This is a genomic window from Psychrobacter sp. PL19 (genome assembly GCF_017875835.1).
Taxonomy (GTDB): domain Bacteria; phylum Pseudomonadota; class Gammaproteobacteria; order Pseudomonadales; family Moraxellaceae; genus Psychrobacter.
Genome location: NZ_JAGING010000001.1, coordinates 265,359 through 287,462, shown reverse-complemented (window position 1 = coordinate 287,462; position 22,104 = coordinate 265,359). Strand labels below are relative to the sequence as shown.

Sequence of the window (22,104 nt, the reverse complement as noted above, 5' to 3'; positions counted from 1 at the left end):
CTATACAATCATTTTAGGGCTAAAAATTTTTAGTTAAAAAGAGTTAGCCTAATAATCGTTAAAGCCACTTATTATTTTTATCACTCAGTATCCTCAAGGACACCTCATGACTGCTAATACGCGCCCAAAAACAGGTCAAGAAGCATTGGAGCTTCTTAAAGAAGGCAACACCCGCTATGTCGACAGTCTTAACAACGCTGATCCGATGATGCAAAAGCGGCCAGAGTTGGTTAAAGATCAAGACCCCTTGGCCATTATCTTAGGCTGCTCTGATGCACGCGTGCCGGTAGAGATTGTTTTTGATCAAGGTTTAGGCGACCTGTTCGTCATTCGTGTGGCTGGTAATGTGGTCGCGCCTTCACAAATTGGCTCAGTCGAATTTGCAGCCGAGGCGTTTGGTACCCAATTGGTCGTGGTACTTGGGCATTCACAGTGCGGCGCGGTGACCGCCTGTGTGGAGGCGCTGATTAATCCGGATCAACATTACTCACCCAATCTACAATCTATCGTCGATCGTATTCGCCCCAGCGTTCATAACTTGCACGAACTGGCCACTGCTAATGGTCAAGATATCGATACTGATCAACTGGTTGATCGCTCAATCCGTGCCAACGTGCGTATGTCCGTCAGCCAGCTTAAGCATGGTTCGCGCATTTTAGAGGACTTATCAAGTAATGGGCAGCTGTTAATTGTCGGTGCTGAATACGATTTAGAGACTGGCAAGGTACGCTTTTTAGACAGCTAGTTGATATAAATAAGCTCCATAAGTTTACAACACCCTATCAATAAAAATTTGTTTTTTAACTATGATAGGGTAGACATCTGTCCTATTATTGGTTTGATATGCCGATCCCTTTGCTGAGTTTGATTTCGTGATAGGACGACTTTTATAACAAGACAGTGCATTCACTTTATTTAATACATTTTTATAATTAGGATAATAATATTTATGTCTAACTCTACATCGGATTCAACCTCAATCAGCCCCCAACCTGACAATAGTATTCGGGCGGCTGGTGTTCAGCCTATTGCGGCGATAACCAGTGGTTTTACTTTTAACCACACTATGTTACGGGTAAAAGATCCCGCCAAATCATTAGAATTTTATACCGGTGTGCTAGGCATGACATTATTAGCGGTAAAGAAGTTTCCTGAAATGGAGTTTGATCTTTATTTTCTCGCAAAATTGACCGACGACGAGCGTGATAATCTACCAGCTGGTGATGACTTAGCGATTTATACTTTTCGTCAGCGCGGTATTTTAGAACTGACTCATAACTACGGTACCGAAACCCAAGATGACTTTAGCTATCATAATGGTAACCAAGAGCCGCAGGGTTTTGGCCACATTTGCTTTAGTGTACCTGACCTGCCTGCCGCAGTAGCTTGGTTCGATAGCCATGAGGTGGCATTCAAAAAACGTCCTGAACAGGGCAGCATGAAAAACATCGCCTTTATCGAAGACGTTGATGGCTATTGGATTGAAATTGTACAAGCGGACTTGATGGGCTAATTCATTGATACCGCCGGCATCAATATACCGTTGCCAATACGTACACTGGACTTGAGCGACCCTTCTGTAAGAACGGTCGTCAATAAGCTGAATAAGCAAGATAGTAATAGTGAAAATATCTTGAAGTTGTTTTTACTTGTTAATCTTTTTAGTTCAAAATAAAAAACCGCCAATATCTTGTATATTGGCGGTTTTTTACGTGCTAAACGATGGTCTGTTTGCCGCGTTATAGGTTCTATCGTTAACAGTAAATAGACAATACCCAGTTAGATATTAGTCCTCTTTTTTTACTTGGTAGTCATCGTGGCAAGACTTACAGCTTTTACCAACAGCGCCGAAGGCAGGCCTAAAACCGTCAACGCTAGTCGCTGTCTGTGCAGCATTGTTCAGCTCAGCGGTTGCCTGTTGAAAGTTCTCTGACTTAGTGCGGAAGTCATCAGCATTTGACCAAACGGCTTCGGTAGCATTACCAACGGCTTCTTGGTCCTCAAAATGACGCCAAGGGCTTTTAGACTCCTTGGCTAAGAAGGCGGCTTGCTCTTTGACTATTGCCGCATCAAAAGTATCCGGCGCTTTCATCATATCACCCATGACACCCATCGCATCGCCATAGTTTTTCATTATGTTTTGACGTGCTTTGACATCAGGGTTAGCAGGGGCACTACAAGCAGTTAGACCCAGTAAGGCGGTCATTAAAGTGATACCAACAATAGAATTTAACGATTTATTACTGTGAATCCGTGACATGTGTAGACTCCCTTATATGTGGCTTTTCATAAGATGCCGAAGCAAATAAATGCTCGCCAACAAATTAAATCACTGCCATTAAATGTTTTAAAATAAAGTTTTAAAACGACTGGTTTTCTTAATTTTTTCTTTGTTAGCAGGTTGTTAAAAGTATTGCCAAAAACGTAACTGTGACAGTTATAAGTAATGCACGTGAGTCACGTGCTGTATGTAAACAAATTTAATCCAAAATCCAATATAAGAATAAGGTTCTACCTACTAGGTTGGTAGTGGTTAAAGCAACTCCTAAAAAACCGACTAAAATTATTTATACATCATGAAAAACTATAAACACATATGAAACTTATATAAGTAAGGTCAGCTATCACAGCTGACCTTACTTACGGTGTAGCCGTTGTTTGATTGAGAACGGGTCTGGTTACAAACAATACACTACCGTTCAACTAGGCTTTGTTTATAGGTACGAAGCGCTATAGTTGTGAAAATAAGTAGTCCAGTAAAACATTTGTTTGTTTAATTAGTCTTTGATTATGCCAATAAGGACTATAAAGTCAACCAGTCTTGCGGTTTTAGATAGTAATTAGTCAATTCAAACTCTGGCGTGCCTTCAACAGGTTCAAAACGATAATGCCAGCTGGCAAGAGGGGGCATACTGACTAAAATTGACTCAATACGGCCGTTACTTTGTAGCCCAAACAAAGTACCGCGGTCATAAACTAGATTGTATTCGACATAACGACCCCGACGATATAACTGGAATTCACGTTGCTCTTCAGTATAGGGCGTATCTTGACGCTGCTCAAAGATCGGTAGGATAGCGTCAAGATAACCATTGCCGACTGCTTTCATAAACTCAAAGCAGGTCTCAAAGTCCCAGCCACGGCTTTCAGTATTGACATCATCATAGAATAGACCACCGATACCGCGCTGTTCATCACGATGACGCAGATGGAAGTATTCATCACACCACTGCTTAAAATCAGGGTAGATACTGTCGCCAAATGGCACACAAAGGTCATGACAGACTTGATGCCAATGCACGCAGTCTGCCAATACTGGATAAAATGGCGTTAAATCAAAACCACCACCGAACCACCAAATAGGATCTTCGCCCACTGCCTCAGCGACAAACAAGCGTACGTTCGCATGACTGGTTGGAACATTAGGATTTCTCGGGTGGACAACCAGTGAGACTCCCATCGCTTGCGCTCTGCGTCCGGCAATATAAGGATGGCGTGCAGTCGCTGAAGCTGGCAAGTTATGGACATGAATATGACTGAACATGACGCCTGCTTTTTCGATCACCTTGCCATCTGCCAAAATACATGAGCGCCCGCCACCGCCCTCAGGACGCTCCCAGTCATCGGGAATAAAGGTGGCATGATTACCGATATTATCAGAGTCAGACATAGACTCCTGTGTCTCCAACGCCTGACAGATACGTGCTTGTAAATCGACTAAAAAATCACGCACCTGCGTGATGTCATTAGCTGTTGGAACGATTGGATTTGAATCAAGAGGATTATTGGCTATACCGCTAGCTGCATCATCGGTCGGCTTGTTATTTACATTGGGAATGGTCATAAAAATATCTATAATAATGATTTATGTGATGTGTGATGTGAATAGTAACGTTATTTATTATGGTGCTTTTCTGTATAGAGCTCTTTGTCGAGTAAATGCCCCATGCGATCACGCTTGGTTGCCAAATAGCTGGCATTGATATCATTAACGCCCACCACCAGCGGCACGCGTTCAACCACATTAATACCATTTTCGGTTAAATAAGCGACTTTATCTGGATTGTTGGTGATAAGGCGTACCTCATTAACACCGATATGTGCCAGCATTGGCCCACACATCTCATAAGTACGCGCATCAGCGGGCAACCCTAACATCAGATTAGCATCTAGGGTATCATGGCCTTGTTCTTGTAGGGCATAGGCGCGAATTTTATTGGTCAGCCCAATACCACGGCCTTCTTGACGCAAATATAAAACAGCGCCACAGCCAGTCTCTTGGATTGCCTGCATGGCGGTATTGAGCTGGGCACCGCAATCACATTTTAACGAGCTAAAAGCGTCTCCTGTTAAGCACTCAGAATGAATACGTATCAGTGGAATGAGGGGCTCTGCCAGCTTATGATCGCCATTATTATTGGCCATGGTAGTAGCGATGGCGCTATCTACAACCGGTAAACCGACCGTAAGCATTACGTGCTCTTGACCGTCTTCATTTTCAAAGATATGAATATCAAACTCGCCGTGACGAGTAGGTAATTTGGCACTGGTGATAAATTGATATGACATTAATGTCCTGCATAAGCCGATCATCGTGGCGGTAGAGGGGTCTGGCATAGCCATGTTATAATAGCTATGTCGTGATAACCATATTATTATGGCTAGTGTTTATTAGTATAACCTGTTCGTAAGAATAGCACGCTTAGTGAATTTGCGATAAAAACACACAAAGTTCACAGACTACTCACGATGATTAAAGCGGCCGTTTAAAAAAAATGCTATTATGCCATACTATTTTGGAGGATACAGTGACAAGTCTTTGTCCTTAAATTACTGTATCGTCATTAACGCCTAATATTGACCAAATATAACAAGATATAATGATTGGTGGCACTATAGTAAACACCTAGTAATAAAATAAAATAAAAAGACACATCGTAATTTATTATGAGCTGGTAGTCAGTTTAACGTCGCTTGTAGTTAAATTTACGGTTATATAAATCTCAACCCCATAAATCTCAACCTTATAAAATAGTATTAAAAACTTTATTAACGTAGCCGTATCAATACGATAACGGTGCATAATGATATGGCAAGATAGCATCTTGTCAGTAGATGAGTAGGTATCGTACGGTTTATGCAGCAGTCACCTCTTTCCTCACAGTCTCGGTCACCAACGTCGTCACATGGGCCATCTGCCTCTGATTCTGCTGCACATCTATCAAGTTTGCAACAGACATTCACTCAGATTCCACGTGAGCGCCCTCGTACACCCTTGCTTGACGCTATTGACGCGCCTCTTGATCTTAAAATATTTACCACTGCTCAGCTAATAAACTTGGCTGATGAGCTGCGGCTGTTCCTGTTGTATTCAGCGGGTCAAAGTGGGGGACACTTTGGGGCAAATTTAGGCGTGGTTGAGCTGACCATTGCGCTACATTATTTGTTAGATACGCCCCAAGACCAGATTGTTTGGGATGTGGGTCATCAAGCTTATGCTCATAAAGTCTTGACTGGTCGCCGTGATCAGCTAGGTAGCATACGTGCCAAAGGCGGCTTGACGGCTTTCCCTGAGCGTATAGAGTCTGTCTATGACACTTTTGGGGTTGGACATTCATCGACCTCGATTTCAGCCGGCCTTGGTATGAGTCTAGCGCTACGCTACCAAGGGCGTGCGCAGACAGTCGCTTGTGTGATTGGCGATGGCGCTATGACAGGCGGTATGGCCTTTGAAGCGATGAATGATGCGGTGCAACAGGACGCTGATCTATTAGTGATTTTGAATGATAATGATATGTCGATATCCTGCTCTATTGGTGGGTTTTCACGGCATTTAGCGATGCTGTGGGAGTCAGGGTATCAGGTCAATATTTCAGAGTCAGGTGCCCCCGTATTACGCCAACGTCCAATTATGCAGGCTTTTACTAGACGTAAGCGTCATAAAGAACAACGTGATGTAGCGCAATTAGAAGATAATTTATTTAAAGCGATTGGCTTTACTTATTTTGGTCCATTCGATGGCCATAACATCCCTGAGCTATTGCGCGTTTTATCATTAGCGAAACAAGTTAAAGGCCCAGTTCTAGTTCATATTTATACCACTAAAGGTAAAGGTTTTGCGCCCGCTGAGGTAGACCCAGTCGGTTATCACGCGATTAGTAAATTACCTGTTGAAGACAGCCGTGAGCTAGTAGACAGCCATGAGCCAGCAAACAGCCATAAGCCAAAAAGCACGCCTGCTTTAAAATACTCACAAGTATTTGGACAGTTTTTATGTGACACAGCCGCTCAGGACGATAGGCTACTAGCGATTACTCCGGCTATGGAAGAAGGTTCGGGGATGATCGAGTTTGCCCGTCAGTTTCCAGAGCGGTTTTTTGATGTGGCTATTGCCGAGCAACATGCCGTCACGTTGGCTGGTGGTATGGCAACGCAGGGTGTCAAGCCGATCGTAGCAATCTATTCGACATTTTTGCAGCGTGGCTACGACCAGCTTATTCATGATATTGCGCTACAAAATCTTGATGTGACGTTTGCTATCGATCGTGCCGGGCTAGTCGGTGAAGATGGTGCGACTCACGCTGGCGTATTTGATTTTGCATTTTTGCGCTGCGTCCCTAATATGCTGATTGCGGCGCCCAAAGATGAAAATGAATGCTATCAGTTACTCAACACTTGTTATGAATACCAAGGGTGTACGGCGGTACGCTATCCACGTGGTAGTGGTACGGGTGCGACAATTATACGCCCCGCGCAATACTATAAAGTCGGTCAAGCGCTGATAGAGTCAACCTTAGGCTCTGAGAATGCGCCAATTAAATTAGCGCTGCTTGCATTTGGCACCATGGTCGCAACCGCGCAGCACGCTGCAGAAATATTGACCGCTGCTCGTTTAGAGCCAGGTACTCATGAAACGTCTACTCTTGAAATAGACCATAATATAAATGATGCTGTCGACAACTGTCAGGTGCAAGTGGTGAATATGCGCTGGGTGAAACCTTTAGATGTTGAACTATTAGAGCGCTTGCTGGTGCAAGGAATCACTCATATTGCAACTTTAGAAGAGCATATGATTATGGGCGGTGCAGGCAGTGCCGTAAATGAGTATTTGCTTAATGAGTCTGCTGCCTTTAAGAATAACCGTCCGGCAATCTGTAATATTGGCATTGCCGACCGCTTTTTAGCGCATGGCTCGCAAGCTGAGCAATTAGCAGATTGTGGTTTGGATGTTGTCGGTGTCGTTAAGCAGCTCCAGCGTCTGCTGTCATAAGTTAGGATTTATTTTAAAATCGTTTTACCGTAAAAGTATTAAGTTAAATAGATGAAAATAACGCCTGCTAGCCGTAGGTGCTGACTGTTTTAAAACTTGCGCTGTGTGATGGCAACCATTAATGATGGTTAGCTTGGTGAGCACGACGATTTTTTTCGTCTCTACTTAATATTTTTAGTACAATGACGTTAAGATTTTTGAGAGCGTGCAAAAATGGTGTGAGACAACGGCCAGTTGGCAAGTTGCAAACACCAGATTAGCATTATTAATTGGTATTATTCGTTCGTTTTATTCATTCATCAAGCAAATAGGTTATTTATGGAACCCATGGTCGTTATCGCAGCGCGTGCTGCCGAAAAAGTCGGTAAAGAGATTTTATACGCGCATCAAAACCGCCACAAAATTGAGCTGGATATCGAATCCAAAGGCCTTGATGGACTGGTTACGCGCATTGACCGATTTAGTGAAGAGCTGACCATTGAGACCCTGAAAGCCAGTTATCCAAACCATTCGTTCTTGGGTGAAGAGTTTGGTATGGAAGAGGGTAAAGGCGAAGATGCTGACTGGTGCTGGATTATTGATCCGTTAGATGGCACCAAAAACTTTGTTCACGGTGTGCCACAATTCTGCGTATCTATTGCAGTGCAGCATAAAGGTGTCACTCAGCATGGTGTGGTCTATGACCCCGTTCGTGATGAAATGTTCTCTGCCAGTCGTGGTAAAGGTGCGCGTTTAAACCAGCGCCGTATCAGCGTTAGTGAGCGCAAAACTCTCGAAGGTGGTCTGTTTACGACTGGTCACCCACTTGAGCGTAAGCGTAATGGCGAAGTTATTTCTTACGCTAAAGAACATTTTGAAAGCCTACAAAAAGTCTGTGAAGCGGGCGGTCAAATTCGTCGTTTAGGCTCAGCCGCATTAGATTTGTGCTATGTCGCGGCCGGTCGTTTTGATGGTTACTTTGAGATGTCTATTAAACCGTGGGATATCGCGGCCGGTGAGCTTATCGTTACCGAAGCACGCGGTGTGGTTGTCGATCATACTGGCGCCCATGATTCTATGAAAACCGGTTCGATCTTTGCCTGTAATGTGAAGTTGCTAAAACCACTGATGCAAATAGTCGTACCGACATGGCGTGATGCGGTATAAGTAGTCACCTCTCAAAATTTTAGTGTTAAAAAAAGCTGACTTCCTATTGGAGTCAGCTTTTTTATTGTGCTGCTATTAACACTATCATAATGAATAACTACTAAAGTCATTCAGGCAACTCTAACGGCTTCTCTTTACTGACATGTTCCAATAACTCTAGTTCTTCATCAATCAAGGTCAACATATCTTGCACATGCGGTAGCAGCTTACTACAGGCGATAATCCCAAATTCAATTTTATCCAAATAGCTGGCAAGGGTAATGTTGATTCCTTGGCCGTTAAATATAATAGAGGCGGGATACAAGGCCTTGAGTGGTGCGCCATTCCAGTACAGCGGCTTTTTGGAGCCAGGAACGTTAGAAATAATGAGGTTAAAGGCTTGTCTTTTGGGGAACAGACCGGTCAACAAGTTGAAGCCTCCCCAGGCATAAGAGATAGCGCTGTAGTTAATAACCTGTGCTTGATTCATCCGGCTAAAACGGCGTTTACCACTATTCATGCTACGGTGAATCAGCTGTAGTCGGCTTATAGGATTATCCAAATGTGTGCCTAAATTGGCCAATAAAAATGAAATCTGATTACCATTTGAGCTGTCATCACGGCGCAATGAGATCGGCACAAACGCAATGAGTGGCTTACTTGGTAAGGCGTCCATCGATAACAAGTAACGGCGAATAGCGCCTGCGCACACTGCCAAAACCACATCGTTCATACTGACACCCAGCTCATGAGCAATATTGCTAAAGCGTTGCATCTCATAAGATTGTGCGGCGATTCGCCTAGAAGCTGAGATACGCTGATTAAAGATACTCATTGGTGCATCGAAGGTACCGACATAATCGTCATCACCATGATGTTTGATATTGTCCAATAGCTCGGTAAACACGGGTTTGATAGTGGACAGTTGCTCTTTAATAATGCGTCTCACAGAGCGAGCAGCGGGAATTAAGGCATCAACTTGGTTACGATGGCGCGTCATTAGCGACCACACCGGCAGAGTCATGGGCTCGGTTGGGGACTGTGACAGCGACTTTTGAATAAGGCGCATGGCCGCGATGCCGTCAACTAAGGAATGATGAATTTTAAAATATAATGCAAAGCGTTCTGGGCTATCGTCGGACTCGGGCACAATACCTTCGATAACCTGACATTCCCATAATGGCATGGCACGATCTAGCAAGCGCCCATGCTCTCTTGAAACGTACGTGAGCAGCTCGCGGACGCGCCCTGGTTTGGGTAGGGCGATATGGCGAAAGTGATGCTCAACATCGAAGTCCTCATCTTGTTCCCAAAACAATAGATGCTCGAGCACCTGGTTAAATGGGAAACTTGGCGGCACCGTAGACGTTTGCATCTGCTTTACCAACTGATAGACAAAATTGCTATCAGCGTCCTGTGCACCTGCTGGTAATTCGAATAAGAATAAACCACCAACGTGCATGGGTTGTTTACGCGACTCAAGAAGTAAGAATAATTGATCAACTGCCGTCAACAATCGCATGGCGTGTCCTTTAAGGTCAATGAGCTGTGCGTTATAAGTGGCCATTATGACGGCGCATCAATACCAACAGCGGTTAAGTTAAGTTTTTTTAGTATTCCATTACTCGCTTTTTATTATTAAATTTTCCCTATTAAACGGTCATTAAAAAGACTATTAGCTGACAGCTAATCACTTAAAAAATGGCTACTCAAAAATTTATGACAGCAAGCTATGAAGTACTTATTTTACTGAAAAAAGTATCCGGTCTGCGGTGAGCTGGCATGTGCTATTTTACGCATCGGCATACGACCTGCCAAAAACGCCTCACGACCTGCCCAAATAGCGTGTTTCATTGCCTGCGCCATCAGTACTGGATTTTGGGCATTGGCAATCGCTGAGTTCATCAGTACGCCATCACAGCCAAGCTCCATAGCAATTGCTGCATCCGAGGCGGTACCAACACCAGCATCTACCAGTACAGGGACTTTAGCATTTTCTATAATCAAACTGAGCGTATGGCGATTGAGTACACCAAGGCCAGAACCGATCAAGCTACCAAGCGGCATAATGGCCACACAGCCCATACTCTCTAATTCTTGGGCGACTATCGGATCGTCCGAAGTATAAACCATCACTTCAAAGCCATCATCAATTAATACCTTGGCCGCTTTAAGGGTTTCCATTATATTAGGATAGAGGCTTTTTTCATCGCCCAATACTTCCAGTTTAACGAGGTTATGACCACCGAGCAGCTCGCGGGCGAGCTTGCAGGTACGTACTGCGGTTTCGGCATCGAAGCAACCAGCAGTATTAGGTAATATAGTATATTTATCCGGTGAAATGACATCAAGCAGGTTAGGCTCATCCTTGTTCTGGCCAATATTAGTACGGCGGATGGCGACAGTCACTATCTCCGCTGCCGAGGCAGCTATCGCTATGCCAGTTTCGGTCATGTCTTTATACTTGCCCGTACCTACGAGTAACCGTGACGAAAACGTCCGACTACCAACGGTAAAGGTATCTTGAGCAAGAGAGATGGGGTTGGCAGCGTTAACCGCAGATGAGGTCATGACTTGTGACATATGTGGAACCTTAATAACAAGTGAGCTATAAAAGATAAAAACTTAAAATAAGAACAAACATCAAGGTAAGATATCAAGGATAAGGGGCAAATGACATCTTCAATGCAAAAATAAATCAGCATCGTAAATGGTATGTTAGCTGAGCAAAACAAAATGTTAGTATAACAAACTCATGCGGGCTTACTTATGTTGTTTATTAGATTTAATCCTTTAAGCGCTCAACGTTTTTTATATTAGATCCACCACGCTTTCTCACTTATCAGGTCGCCTCTATGATGCAACTGCCGTACAGTTTCGCAAAACGCCATCAGCTGTTGGCTATTCTTGCTATTGATCCTGCGCTGCCGCCAACACTGATATTGACTACAGCAACGCCGTTATCTGCCATCAATGAGGCCGTACGGTTTTTGCAGCAGCAAGGCGTCCGCGGTATACCTACTTACGAAAGTGTCGGTTCAGATGCTTTCGAAAAGCGCATGAACGCGGCCTACGCTGGTAATACTGGCGAATCACAGCACATTGCCGCTGGGCTTGAAGATCACCCTGACCTTGATAGCTTAGCGGATAGCGTCCCTGAAACTGCAGACTTGATGGATCAGCAGGATGATGCCCCCATTATTCGCCTGATTAATGCATTGCTATCAGAAGCTATTCGCCTTAACGCCTCAGACATTCATATTGAAACTTTTGAGAAGCGACTGGTAGTGCGTTTTCGGGTCGATGGCGAACTCAAAGAAATCATCACACCCAAACGCCAACTGGCCCCATTATTGGTGTCACGTATCAAAGTCATGGCTAAACTTGATATCGCCGAAAAGCGCGTGCCGCAAGACGGACGTATTAGCTTAAGACTGGCCGGGCGCGAAGTCGATGTGCGGGTATCTACTTTACCCTCCAGCTTCGGCGAACGGGTAGTGATGCGTTTGTTGGACAAACAAGCCGGTCATCTTAATATGACGTATCTAGGATTGCTAGATAACGATTATAGTGAGCTTAAACGCTTAATTCATCGACCTCATGGCATCATCCTAGTGACTGGCCCTACAGGTTCGGGTAAGACCACTACCTTATATGCTGCTTTGACTGATCTTAATGACCAAACGCGTAATATTTTAACCGCCGAAGATCCCATTGAGTTTCAATTAGATGGTATTGGGCAGACCCAAGTTAATAACAAGGTCGATATGACCTTTGCTAAAAGTCTGCGCGCAATGCTACGTCAAGATCCAGATGTGGTGATGGTGGGTGAGATTCGTGATATTGAAACTGCTGAGATCGCGGTACAAGCGTCATTAACCGGCCATTTGGTATTATCGACTCTGCATACTAACACGGCTATTGGCGCGGTGACTCGTCTGCAAGATATGGGTATTGAGCCGTTTTTACTATCGTCGTCACTGATTGGCGTGGTCGCGCAGCGCCTGGTACGTACTCTGTGTCTACATTGCCATACGTGGCAACAGGCAGATCCTGAGCAAGCAAAATTATTTGCTGAAATTGGTGTTGGAACAGAGGGTGTAGATTCGGTAGAAACCGTAATTAATCTGCCTAGAGCCGTTGGCTGTGATAAGTGTAATCAGTCCGGCTTTAAAGGCAGAACCGCAATATATGAAGTGGTCCCTGTTGATGATGCATTGCGACGGATGATTCATAGCAATACCGCAGAATATGAATTAGAAGCCTATGCACGGCAACAGACCCCATCCATTCGTGCTGATGGTTTGCATAAAGTGATAGCGGGACGTACTACCTTAGAGGAAGTATTGCGGGTGACCAAAGAAAGCGCCTTAACCGATGACGCTATTCTTTGATAAAGTAATTGGTTAAAAAGAGTCTATAGAATAATTGGTCAGCATCGCGCTACATATCGATAATATTAGACTGTTGAGCGTGTGCTGCTATTGCCGCTTGATAAGCGGCTGTCTCTAGGAATTAATTTGTTGTATTCGCACTAACATTTTCATTCTCACCTTTATAGTCATCAATGTTCTGAGTAGTCGATGAGGCACTGTCTTTTTTGCCTTGGCGACGCGCTTCTAGCTCAGCTTTAGGTACCCAGGCCCAGGTCATTTCAACGGTGATGGGGTCACGATCACTATCAGACTCGCGGTCATTTATGACACAGGGAATGACCATTTCGCCTTTAGGCGTATTCAAGATATCTAAGCGTTGCTCGTCAGACAAAGTAGCAACAGCGGCAACCTGACCTTTTTTAAGTGGGCGATAAAAATTGACTGAGTAGGACTTAACCAATAGTACTCGATCGGAAGGTAGGTTCAGTCCCAATATAAAACCAGTGGCAGTCTCGGCCAGTAGGGTAATGGCAACCGCATGGATAGAGCCAATATGGTTTTGGACTGCTTTGCTATTATTTAGACTGACCACCACTTTATTAGGGTCTACTGTTTCGTAATAAACACCAGTCGTGCCCACATACGGTACGACCTTGCCAAAGGCTTTGGATAAAATAGTAGAGCGCGCACCCGTAGGTAAATACTTAGTGACCGATAACAACTTGGTAAATTGATTGTTTATGGGTTTGAGCGTACTGTTTGGTTCTGCAGTTGGACTGAGGGCGTCAGATATCTTGGCTGGCAATTTAGTAGACAGCTTGGCTGGTAACTTTTTTAGTAATCCTGACATACAAAATTCCTCAACTTGAATTAGGGGGCAATCGCTTAAATAAAACAGGCATTTAGATAAAACAGGGGTTGAGCAGAGTTCAACGATAATACGATTGATCAAAAATAATCAACTGATATTAACTTTTGGCCGTTATATCGAACTCGATACAGGGTCAAGATAGCATCTATGCTCTAAGTAACTGTCTTTTGAGACCGCTTAAGGCTGTTGTTAACTATGGTACATTAACTTAAGCATGCCTGCTATTATTACCATAAACTGCTACAGTCATAAAATAATAGTAAGGTAACTGATAGTAGTGGACGTGTAGAAATGTATCTGGATGGCTCTTGAGTGTCATCTGCCACCGTACATAAAAATGATCGTTAGCTGGTATATGGATTGGAAGGACAAGGCTCAAATTCTTTGTTCGCAAGCCCCCAAGCCTGCTCGCTTACCCTTATGACATCACATCGGTAATCCTATCAAAAAACAGTATGCATATTTTTACTGCTTTGTTTTTAACCCTTTTTTAGTGCTGAGTTAAGTTATGAATGACCTGTCCATCAATGACGCTGTAAATATTATTTATACTGGGGTCGCTGGTACTGGTAAAACCTACCGCTTGTTACAAATTGCCAAGCAATACACCGATTATTTTCCTACAGCGGACGATGACCAGATGCTCGCACAGTTACTACAAGATTTAAGCTGGCGTGACGTATTGTGCTTGATATTTTTAGAATTTAAAACTGAGCATCAGGACCTGGTCAAGGTTCCTGAGATTGTTGCTCACGAATTTTTTATTGCCAAAGCGGCACAAAATTCTCGCGACAAAAACTTAAGCAACACCGCATGGTCAGTGCTGCAAATACACAGTTCTGTAACGTCGCAAACGGTGACTTATAAAAACCGAGCCAGCCAAGCTTATTTCGATAAAGATGAGAGCGGGGCATGGTATCTATTACCAGAGAGTATGGCGCTATTAACGACGTTATCGCAGCAGCTAACAGAATTTAAGCAAGCACAGCGTGACAATATAACCAAGCACAATCAGGGTCTTAGTAAGCAGCGCTTCAGTATGGTTAGCTTCCACCAAGCCTATGGTTATGAAGAGTTTGTAGAAGGCATTCGGCCTGTGATTGGCATCAATAGACAAGCACAAATCAGCTACGATATCCAAGATGGGGCGTTTTTGGCATTGTGTCAGCGCGCTGCTCGAGATCCTGAACAGCGCTATGCAATATTGATCGATGAAATCAATCGTGCCAACGTTTCTCGGGTATTTGGCGAGCTACTCAGTTTGATCGAAGCAGACAAACGCAGCGGATTACCAAATGCGATGCAAGTTAATCTGGCTTATTCTGGGCGTCCGTTTAGCGTCCCTGCGAATGTCGATATTTACGCCACTATGAATACTCAAGATCATTCGTTAGCGCCACTCGATATGGCCTTGCGTCGGCGTTTTCGTTTTATTGACTGTCCGCCGCAGCCAGAGCTATTACCCAGTATCAATGTTTATGAAAATTCGGCAGAGCAGAAGTCAGCAGCGATTGATTTGGCCAAGCTGTTATCTGGCTTAAACCAGCGCATTATGCAAACCCTAGGTCAGGAAGCACAATTAGGCCATGCGTTTTTGTTCTCAGTACAGAATTTAAGTCAGCTGCAGTCGGTATTGGTTGAACAGGTTATTCCGCAGTTAGCGCAAGCCGCTGGCGGGCAAATCGCCATTTTACAGTACCTGTTTAAAGACGAGCAGCAGCCCTATAGCGCACAGTTTATCCAGGATAACCAGGTGGCGACAGACGACCCTCTCAATAACCAGCCTAATATCAAAGCTCAAGCCCCAATGTTCGCAGGTCAAAATGCCTTTTTAGGCCAGTCGATGAGCACTGGTGGGTATAGAGTTAATCCAGACCTTGTCGCAAACACTGGTGAGTTCGTGCTGTCCTCTATCTATCAACGCCTGTATTAATCACTATAAATGATGAATAGCAATCAAAATGATTCTGCAAATAAGCCTATGTTAAGTATCGATACTCCTTATACCCCTGATACCCCTGATACCCCTTATACCTCTGATGCATTGATCATCACTGTATTCGAGCATCAACGTTTAACCAGTCATGATTTTGCACAAGATTCTGACTTTACATGGCTGCTCACCCAAGAGTTCGCAGTATTTAGTATTAAGCGCCAACGCGGACAATGGCAGCTTAAAGTGGGTCACTATATTGGACTTATTTTACTGCCTAGTGGCCTGACTCTTGAAATATTGCCCAAGCCTGTCGGAGAACAAGGCACACGGCAGCCTAGAAACCACAGTGATATTTTACAGACTCGTCAATGGGTACAGCGTATGCTGTCAGATTTGACTGATGGCAATAACCGCAAGCGGCCTAATACCAAAAACTTAGGTCAATTGAGTAATAATGTAGCGCCTTTACCGATACCAGCACCGCCGCTATCGCAGTGGTTGGTCGCGCAGTTTTTACAGCGTCTGTCTCGTTATCAGCCTATTAAGCATTATCAGGCGCAGATTCATAATCAGTCCTCACTTCAAGGCAAACTGCTCATTAAGGAGCAACTACGGCGCAACAGTACTCAACCGCACAAGTTTATGTGTGAGACTAGCGTCCTGAGCCCAGATATGTTGAGTAATCGATTGATCAAAAGTGCATTGCTGCTAATCGAAGCAATGGTGCAGGGGGGATTAAGCTATGGTCAATCCAAGCTTAAGCACTCAAGTTTTATTGATAATCAAAACATCAATAATCAAAACATCGATAATCAAAACATCGATAATCAAAGCACCGAGAATCAGAGCGCCGACAATAAAAATTATTATAAACACCATGCCAGCCCTGATCACAGTTATGCACAAGCAACATTATTTTCTGCAGCATTGTCCCCGTGGCGACAGATTGCAGCGCTTAGTCATCATGAGCGGCGGTCATTAGAGCAGATATATCAGCAAGCAAAGCGTCAACTCAACGCTCAGCCGTTGCAGCAACAGCAATTACAATCAGTGCAGCAATTATTAGACTTGGCCTATTGGTTATTACAGCAGTCAAGTTCAGACTCTGGTAGTGGGATCAATACCCAAACCTTACTAAGACAAGCCATAACACCGCCGCGATTATGTTTATTAATTGATATGAATCAGGCCTTTGAGCAATGGGCCAGTCAGCGTATAGCGAGGATATTCAGTCAGCTTGATCCTGTTTATCAAGCATTATATCAACCGCAACGGCTGTGGCTCAGTGATATGACAGGTCAAGCACGCTTATCTATCCGTCCTGACTTATTGATTTATCATGCCGATGTTAATGACGCTATAGCCGATAATTCGCATATTTGTAGCCGCGTTCACAGCCATGTTATTGATATTAAATGGAAACACTTGTCTCACTCAGGTGCTATCAGCGCTAGTGATGCTTATCAGTTGAGCAGTTATGCGCAGGCCTATCAGGCACAGCAAGTCTGGCTGGTATATCCGGTAACAGACAACACTCGGCAACCGCTAGCGTTAAGTCAACAGAGCTACCTGGATAGTGGGGGTAGCGATAATGCAAGTTACGCTAAGCTATGGCTAATGCCGTTTAATGTCCTGACTGGAACACCTAATGGTTGGCCGCAGCAAAATTTGGACAGCGGCCTAAACAGTGACTTAAACAATGATTTAAACAACGAGTAATGACTGTTACTAGATGAAAACTGCCCTCCCTAACGATACCGCTGAGTAAAATTTTTCCTGCTGGAACAGTGTTTCTCTACAGTTATATAAAATTTAGGCAAGTTTATTAAATTAATCAAAAATAGCTGTTGACACAAGCTACCTTACCCTTTAATATGTGCACCTCGATAGCGAGGAACATTAACCAGTTAGCGGCAATGCCAACGACCAGTTAATCAATAAACTATCGAGATAATAGAGTACATCGGAGTGTGGCGCAGTTTGGTAGCGCATCTGGTTTGGGACCAGAGGGTCGTAGGTTCGAATCCTATCACTCCGACCATCTATTTTAAGAGCCTTACAGGCTTTTTTTTATGTATAATGGTTTAGTCTGTGATATTTTAGTATATGTATTTTGACTGTAGCCTGAATATATAAAAAGCCCTTAAGAGCGCCTGTAGCTCAGCTGGATAGAGCATCTCCCTTCTAAGGAGGTGGCCGCAGGTTCGAATCCTGCCAGGCGCACCATTTAGCCTGAAAATCTTGCCTATTATTGGCAATAGTTATGGCGGTTGTAGCTCAGTTGGTAGAGCCCCGGGTTGTGATCTCGGTTGTCGTGGGTTCGAGTCCCATCAGTCGCCCCATATTTTTTATCCCCTCATTTACACAGTCAGTGCCATATTTGGCATTTTTTTGTGCCTGTCTTTTGGCCATAGCGCCTATTTCTACGTTTATATAGTCAATGAAAAGTAATATCGATACATAACCTACTGCTGGCATACGTTTTTCTTGCTTGCTGTGCCTACGCAGACAGAGGCGGCAAAAAGCTTATACCAGCAGTATCATCGCGTTTTTAAGGTATTTTAACTATATATCAAATGACCTTAATGCTCTAATGCTCTTTTTTTTGAGAATGATTTTTTAAGAGTGATTCTTCGAGAATAAGTCTTTGAAAAGTAGGCTTTGAGGGTATTTTGTTGCCAATCATTTCTTGGAGGCTGCAAAGCTGACAATTTGCTTAGGTTCAGGTACTATATAGTAGTCAGTCGCCTAGGCGGGGTAGCTCGTTTTTATGGTAATACCGTGTCATTCGGGTGACGTTTATTTTCTGCTGGTAATAGTATGCTATGACCCAACCGACCTTTAATCCAATTTTTAAGCCAAGTAGCCAACAAGGCCTTGTTGCGTCTGCTGTAGATGAAGACGAACTTAAAAGTAATCCGTACAATCCAAAGAATGTGCCGCAGCATAAGCAACAAAATAGCCCGCCTATAATACCTGATAAAGCTACTTTATTAGCGCTATTTACGTTGCAGTCTGCTGTGGTGAAATCTACTGAAGCCGCGTCTACTGAAACATTATCTGCTAACAGCGCTTCTGCTCAAATATCTGCCAATCAAAGCCTGACTAATGATACTAGCGAGACTAGTGTCGCAAGCCAACGGGTGGCGCTCTACCGTACGCAGCATCAGCGTACGCAGCTATTATATCTAGCGTCTGCCAATACACGCCCGACTTATTTGGTGCAAACCATCAAAACTCAGTTCGTAGAATATCAGCACTATATGCTTGCACAGCAGCTCGATAAGCGTGGTTTGCTTGATACCGAACCGCTAGAGCGTTTATGGCAACAGTTGCATGTGGTTGATGACATTATCGCTGACATTGTGAGTCATATGCCCGCCCAGCAGCCAGCAGGTTGGCAGCTCGCTACTCAAGATGGTCATAATCCGCTACGCTTTCCTACCGTAGGTAAGCTTAAGCATCCCAAGCCTATCCAAGACCAAGCCAGTCTTAACAGCTATGTGTTGGGTCATTTTGGGGTCAGTAGTTTCACTTATGATCGCGGTTATTATATCGGTCATGTGGTTGGCTATTTATTCAGCTGCTATTTCTTTGCTCATTTGTCTATCAGCTATGGCGTCACTACGCTGGGTGAGCAAGTCGTTGGCGATTATGATTATGCCAGTCTGGAGACCCCGCACATGGTGCGGTTGCTACAAGGGCTGGACAGCTACTGTAAAAAACGTATCTATCAGTTGGCCGTTATCTGCGCCCGCCTCAGTGTCTATGCTACTGATAAGCGTATTGAAAAAATGCTAATCGCTGAGGTCAATGACTTCGATAAAAAATTACAACAACAGCATTTAGATGTGTTGTTATTGCAAGGGTTGATGCCGGATAGTAGCGATTCCACACCGCTGTTCTAAATGTACAACTCTACTTGTTTTTACGACACTTATCATTACTACATTGAGTACCGCTAAAAATAACCACCCCTATACTGTCTGTTTTTGACCGCCCTAGGACATCTGCCGCTATGACTGCTTATCATTTTAAAGCGCTTGATGACCAAGGCGGGGCCCAAAAAGGCTTGCTCGAAGGGGATTCTGCGCGGCAAGTGCGTCAGCAGCTGCGGGACAAACACTGGACACCAGTCGAAGTCAGCGCGGTTCATGATAAGCAAAGCCGGAATAAGAGCCGCCATAAAAAACCCTCTGCTTATGAGATGGCCCTATTAACCCGGCAGCTGTCAGTGTTGCTGGCGGCTGGTATTCCCCTTGAAGAAACCTTGGCAGCAGTCGCCAAGCAATCGCCAAAAACCCACATTAAGTCTTTAATGCTTGCTGTGCGCTCGTACGTCCTAGAAGGCTTAACCCTAGCACGCGCCTTAGAGCAGGCCGCTAGCTTTCCGCCCCTATATATCGCCACTATTGCTGCTGGCGAAAAGTCTGGTCATTTGGATCTCATTTTAAATCAGCTGGCAGATTACACTGAAAATCGCTTTGCCCTACAAAAGAAAATCCAAGGCGCCATGGTTTATCCCATAGTGCTGATGGTAATGGCAGTAAGCGTAATCATGGGGCTGATGAGCTTTGTGGTGCCCAAAATTGTCAAGGTATTTGAGCAGTCCGAGCAAGCGCTACCCTTGATTACTCAAATAGTGCTTACCTTGTCAAATGTCATCACTCAGTGGTGGTGGCTAATGCTACTGGTATTAGGTGGTGCGGCTTTTTTGTCTTATCGCTTTGCTCAAACCCAAGCGGGTAAGCTGACCATAGATAGCATTGTACTTAAATTACCGATATTGGCTCGACTTTCTAAAGGTCTCAACGCGGCACGTTTTGCCAGTACTCTTGCAATATTGGTGCGCTCAGGCGTGCCCTTGATAGAAGCATTACACATTGGGGCGGCGGTCACGACCAATCTACATATTCAAAAAACTATTATCCATGCCGCTGATAGAGTAACGGAAGGCGCAAGCTTGTCCAGCCAGCTTGATAAATCGCGATATTTTCCACCGATGATGGTGCAAATGATCAAAAGTGGTGAGAATTCAGGTGAGCTTGAGAGTATGCTAAGCCGAGCAGCTAATATGCAAGAAGCCGAAGCAACCAACTTCATCAGTACCTTATTGTCGTTACTTGAACCACTGATGTTAGTCTTGATGGGTGTGGTAGTCATGATTATCGTGATGGCGGTGATGTTACCGATTGTGAATATGAACGATCTAGCAGGTTAAGTTCAACTCCGTATTACGCTAAATTCTAATTTTTATTACGTTGCTATTTTAGAAAAGGCTTCTTAGCTGTTACCCTATTATTGTACAATTCTAGGCGTTCAGTTGTGGCTTCTAAAACCTATCCCCTCGCTGCCCTTATGCCAAATTAATTTTGCTATTTATTTCTGATTTAATAATTAATCTTAACCTATATTTAGGTTTCTTAATTTTTTCTTAATGTTGTAGATTGTTGTCTAGCCCCTGCTTTTACTACCAGTCATCTAGTAGTTGAGCTATAGTCGCCGTTATTATGTTTTATTGTATTATGTTACCTGCATTAGATTACTTGTATTAGCAATGAATGTTGTTAGAAACAGCATTCTTCTAATATTATCACTTTTTAAGTACCCATAATTAAGTAATAACTATAGGGTGACGATAGAGTAATAGTAGGGTAGCGCGCTACGATTAAACTATCGCGCAAAGGTGTTATCGAAGGCTATGCAAAGAGCTATATTTTGATATTGATTGGGCAATAATCCGCGGCGAAGAGTAGATAAATACAAAATCATGGTCTATAGTAACAATCGTTTAAGCACTCATCTCTACATTATTTAAGCACCAGCTTCTAACAGTGACGACATCTATTATGACCATGAATACTCAAATCAAACCAAATATTATCGAGCCGTGCATGATTAATAATAAGCCGTCTGATTCTGCCATTGACGGTCGCCAAACGCTAGCCCAGATGCATCAAGGTCAGTCTGGCTTTACCCTGATTGAAATTATGGTGGTGATTGTCATTTTAGCCATTCTTGCCGGCCTAGTCGTACCAAAAGTAGTCGGACAAAGCGATAAAGCGCGGGTAAAAACGACAGAGACCGCGCTAGCGACAGTATCTAACGCACTAGACATGTATAAAATAGATAATTCGCGTTATCCCACCACCGCTCAAGGTCTGGATGCGCTCACTACGCCGCCCGCCGACGCCAAAAATTATCCTGAAGGGGGTTATATCAAAGGCGGTTATCCTACTGATGGTTGGGAAAGCGACATGCAGTATGTCGCTCCAGGCAGCGAAGGTCGGCCTTATGATTTGTTTTCTTTAGGGGCTGATGAACAGCAAGGTGGCGAAGGCCAAGATACGGATATTTATACCCGACTGTAGTGGTGCTTAGCGTTATTTATTATAGACAGCTTAATACTAAATGACCTATCAATAAGCAACTCATTATAAAAAATACAGCAGCAAGTCATTCGTATAAATAAGCTCAGTGGCAAATAACTTGATATCAAGCAACCAAATATCAAATAGTACAGCAG

General features: G+C 43.9%; 16 protein-coding genes and 3 tRNA genes. 13 read left to right on the top strand and 6 right to left on the bottom strand.

The window, feature by feature from the left end; all coding sequences use genetic code 11:
• The first annotated feature begins 106 nt into the window (after positions 1 to 106).
• Together H4W00_RS01095 and gloA are read left to right on the top strand one after the other, a co-directional pair.
• Positions 107 to 745, top strand: a complete 639-nt coding sequence (locus H4W00_RS01095) for a carbonic anhydrase (protein ID WP_209955619.1) — start codon at positions 107 to 109, stop codon at positions 743 to 745.
• Between the two features lie 204 nt (positions 746 to 949).
• Positions 950 to 1,513, top strand: coding sequence for a lactoylglutathione lyase (gene gloA, locus H4W00_RS01090; RefSeq protein ID WP_209955617.1), 564 nt, complete (start codon positions 950 to 952; stop codon positions 1,511 to 1,513).
• 273 nt (positions 1,514 to 1,786) lie between these two features.
• Here the strand turns inward: gloA and H4W00_RS01085 are convergent, their stop codons facing one another.
• The 3 genes from H4W00_RS01085 to ribA form a co-directional block, all read right to left on the bottom strand.
• Positions 1,787 to 2,260 (bottom strand): c-type cytochrome, encoded by a 474-nt coding sequence (locus tag H4W00_RS01085; protein WP_209955615.1) that lies wholly within the window; start codon positions 2,258 to 2,260, stop codon positions 1,787 to 1,789.
• Between the two features lie 543 nt (positions 2,261 to 2,803).
• The gene (gene hemF / locus H4W00_RS01080; RefSeq protein WP_209955612.1) at positions 2,804 to 3,844 is read right to left on the bottom strand and encodes an oxygen-dependent coproporphyrinogen oxidase; all 1,041 of its coding nucleotides are present in this window, start codon (positions 3,842 to 3,844) and stop codon (positions 2,804 to 2,806) included.
• Positions 3,845 to 3,894: 50 nt separating this feature from the next.
• Positions 3,895 to 4,569, bottom strand: a complete 675-nt coding sequence (gene ribA, locus H4W00_RS01075; RefSeq protein WP_209955611.1) for a GTP cyclohydrolase II — start codon at positions 4,567 to 4,569, stop codon at positions 3,895 to 3,897.
• Between the two features lie 568 nt (positions 4,570 to 5,137).
• On the opposite strand from ribA, the gene dxs reads away from it, so the two are divergent.
• Both dxs and H4W00_RS01065 read left to right on the top strand, forming a co-directional pair.
• Positions 5,138 to 7,270, top strand: coding sequence for a 1-deoxy-D-xylulose-5-phosphate synthase (dxs, locus tag H4W00_RS01070; protein WP_209955609.1), 2,133 nt, complete (start codon positions 5,138 to 5,140; stop codon positions 7,268 to 7,270).
• A gap of 318 nt (positions 7,271 to 7,588) precedes the next feature.
• On the top strand, positions 7,589 to 8,416 hold the full coding sequence (locus H4W00_RS01065) for an inositol monophosphatase family protein (protein ID WP_209955607.1): 828 nt from the start codon (positions 7,589 to 7,591) through the stop codon (positions 8,414 to 8,416).
• A gap of 106 nt (positions 8,417 to 8,522) precedes the next feature.
• Here the strand turns inward: H4W00_RS01065 and H4W00_RS01060 are convergent, their stop codons facing one another.
• Both H4W00_RS01060 and H4W00_RS01055 read right to left on the bottom strand, forming a co-directional pair.
• Positions 8,523 to 9,917, bottom strand: coding sequence for a WS/DGAT/MGAT family O-acyltransferase (locus H4W00_RS01060; RefSeq protein WP_209955605.1), 1,395 nt, complete (start codon positions 9,915 to 9,917; stop codon positions 8,523 to 8,525).
• Positions 9,918 to 10,141: 224 nt separating this feature from the next.
• Entirely contained in the window at positions 10,142 to 10,966 is an 825-nt protein-coding gene (locus H4W00_RS01055; protein WP_209958781.1) for a thiazole synthase, read from the bottom strand.
• Between the two features lie 284 nt (positions 10,967 to 11,250).
• Here H4W00_RS01055 and gspE point away from each other — a divergent pair, with 284 nt between their 5' ends.
• Complete coding sequence (gspE, locus tag H4W00_RS01050; RefSeq protein ID WP_209955603.1) at positions 11,251 to 12,789, top strand: type II secretion system ATPase GspE; 1,539 nt, start codon at positions 11,251 to 11,253, stop codon at positions 12,787 to 12,789.
• Between the two features lie 121 nt (positions 12,790 to 12,910).
• Here the strand turns inward: gspE and H4W00_RS01045 are convergent, their stop codons facing one another.
• A complete protein-coding gene (locus tag H4W00_RS01045) occupies positions 12,911 to 13,621 on the bottom strand; it encodes a DUF4442 domain-containing protein (RefSeq protein WP_209955601.1) in 711 nt (236 codons plus the stop codon).
• 529 nt (positions 13,622 to 14,150) lie between these two features.
• Between H4W00_RS01045 and H4W00_RS01040 the strand changes: the two genes are divergently transcribed.
• The 8 genes from H4W00_RS01040 to gspG all read left to right on the top strand — a co-directional run bounded on the left by H4W00_RS01040 (position 14,151) and on the right by gspG (position 21,949).
• A complete protein-coding gene (locus H4W00_RS01040; RefSeq protein ID WP_209955599.1) occupies positions 14,151 to 15,575 on the top strand; it encodes an McrB family protein in 1,425 nt (474 codons plus the stop codon).
• A 9-nt stretch (positions 15,576 to 15,584) separates the two neighbouring features.
• Positions 15,585 to 17,297, top strand: coding sequence for a 5-methylcytosine restriction system specificity protein McrC (locus H4W00_RS01035; RefSeq protein ID WP_209955597.1), 1,713 nt, complete (start codon positions 15,585 to 15,587; stop codon positions 17,295 to 17,297).
• 245 nt (positions 17,298 to 17,542) lie between these two features.
• Positions 17,543 to 17,619, top strand: a tRNA-Pro gene (locus tag H4W00_RS01030).
• Positions 17,620 to 17,727: 108 nt separating this feature from the next.
• A tRNA-Arg gene (locus H4W00_RS01025) sits at positions 17,728 to 17,804 on the top strand.
• A gap of 40 nt (positions 17,805 to 17,844) precedes the next feature.
• Positions 17,845 to 17,920: transfer RNA gene (locus H4W00_RS01020), tRNA-His, on the top strand.
• Between the two features lie 483 nt (positions 17,921 to 18,403).
• The gene (locus H4W00_RS01015) at positions 18,404 to 19,486 is read left to right on the top strand and encodes a hypothetical protein (RefSeq protein WP_334684834.1); all 1,083 of its coding nucleotides are present in this window, start codon (positions 18,404 to 18,406) and stop codon (positions 19,484 to 19,486) included.
• 110 nt (positions 19,487 to 19,596) lie between these two features.
• On the top strand, positions 19,597 to 20,799 hold the full coding sequence (gene gspF, locus H4W00_RS01010) for a type II secretion system inner membrane protein GspF (RefSeq protein ID WP_209955595.1): 1,203 nt from the start codon (positions 19,597 to 19,599) through the stop codon (positions 20,797 to 20,799).
• Positions 20,800 to 21,529: 730 nt separating this feature from the next.
• A complete protein-coding gene (gene gspG / locus H4W00_RS01005) occupies positions 21,530 to 21,949 on the top strand; it encodes a type II secretion system major pseudopilin GspG (protein ID WP_209958776.1) in 420 nt (139 codons plus the stop codon).
• The last annotated feature ends 155 nt before the right edge of the window (positions 21,950 to 22,104 follow it).